The organism is Streptomyces albidochromogenes (assembly GCF_005981925.1).
In the GTDB taxonomy this organism is placed as follows: Bacteria; Actinomycetota; Actinomycetes; order Streptomycetales; family Streptomycetaceae; genus Streptomyces; species Streptomyces albidochromogenes.
The window spans coordinates 1-1560 of record NZ_VBVX01000575.1; the positions used below are offsets into that span (position 1 = coordinate 1).

Here is a 1560-nt window from a genome sequence, read left to right on the forward strand (position 1 = left end):
CACAACGACCACCACCACGCCGACCACGTACTGCCCCACCGGGTGGGGCAGTACGACCAAGACCCGCTCCGCCGCGACGACGGAGTCGGTGACGAACGTCAGGACCGGCCGGCACGCCTGCTTCGACCGCATGGTCGTCGATGTCCCCGGCGCGGCCACCAGCGGCCTCGGCTATTCCGTCAGGTATGTCAGCCGTCTCCATCAGGACGGTTCGGGCAAGTACATCCCCGTCGGCGGCGGCGCCGTCCTCGAGGTACGGATCATGGCCCCCGCCTACGACCCCGCCACCGGGAAGTCCACCTATCCCGTGCGGGCCGGTGAGCGCCTGAAGGGCGTGGACCTCTCGGGATACCGCACCTTCAGGGATGCCCGGTTCGCCGGCAGCTTCGAAGGGGACACGCAGATCGGGCTCGGCGTCCGGGCGCGGCTGCCGTTCCGGGTGTCGGTGGCGACCGACCGGGTCGTGATCGACGTCGCGCACAACTGGACGGGGGCACGCTGAGCGTAGTCGAAGGCGTCACCTGCGGCGGTGTGGGCGGGCTCCATCGCCGCGGGGCGTTACCCGCCTGTTCGCGAACGTGCGCGGCGGCATCAGCGTCCGCTGCCCGCCTGTCGGACAACGGACGCCCGCCTTTCCCACTGGCGGCCCGCCACCCGCAGGGCGCAGAGTCTCTGCCGCCGCAAACGAAACGAGACACCCGGAACGGACGCATCATCACGTGCACGCCCGTCGCGGGGTCTCATGCGCTGCCGCTGAAGGGCGCGCGTCGCCTCCGTCGGCCCGAACCGGCTGCCGCTTGCGCATCGGGGGGCCGACCCGGAAGCGCAGTACGTGCCGGCTGATCAGCCCTTCTTGTGGATGACCACCTCCGGGTGGTCGGCGGACGGCCCGTCCAGCAGCTCGCGGTCCACGCCCTTCAGGTGCAGGTCGAAGAACGCTGCCACGTACGCCCGTGTGATCTCCTGCGAGCGCTTGCCCGACAGGGGCTCCTCCGGAGGCAGCAGGCCCAGTTGGTCGGCGAGGACCGGGGTGTCGGTGAAGGTGAAGTGGCCCGCGCCGGTGACGTTGATCCAGCGCTTCCAGCCGTCCAGGAGCGGCCAGTCGCGGACCCAGGAGCGGTCGTCGTCACCGGTGCCGAGCATCATGAACGGGCGGCCGTCCAGGCCCTTCGCCGGTACCGGCTCCATGAACGAACCGTCCATGGTGGCCCCGGCGCGCACCCGGGCATCATCCGCCATGGTCGTCGCGGCGGATGCGCCGCCGATGGAATGGCCGGCCATGCCGATCTTCGCGCGGTCGATAAGGCGGGCGTGCCGCCAGGCGGGGTGCTTGTCGGCCAGGAGCCGGTCGAGGAGAAAGGAGACGTCCTTGGCCCGGCCCTTGGGCACCACGCCGTACCCGCCCGGCGGGATCTTGTCGCAGGCGACGCAGTTCAGGAGGCGCCCGCCGGGGAACGCCGTGCCGACCGACTCGTAGGCGTGGTCGACGGCGGCGACGACGTACCCGCGGCTGGCCAGTTCCTCGGCGAGCAGGGTCAGCGTGGAGCGGTTCACGCTGAA

Annotated in this window: 2 protein-coding genes; one reads left to right on the forward strand and one right to left on the reverse strand. The window is 71.2% G+C overall.

Features of this window, described 5'->3' with window-relative positions; all coding sequences use genetic code 11:
* Window positions 1–502, forward strand: a 502-nt coding sequence (locus tag E2E34_RS33980; protein ID WP_138905668.1) for an AMIN-like domain-containing (lipo)protein, incomplete at its 5' end; no start/stop codon positions are given.
* Window positions 503–843: 341 nt separating this feature from the next.
* On the opposite strand, the gene E2E34_RS33985 is transcribed toward E2E34_RS33980, so the two are convergent.
* Window positions 844–1560 (reverse strand): alpha/beta hydrolase family protein (locus E2E34_RS33985; RefSeq protein ID WP_369334639.1); only part of this gene is annotated, 717 nt, incomplete at its 5' end.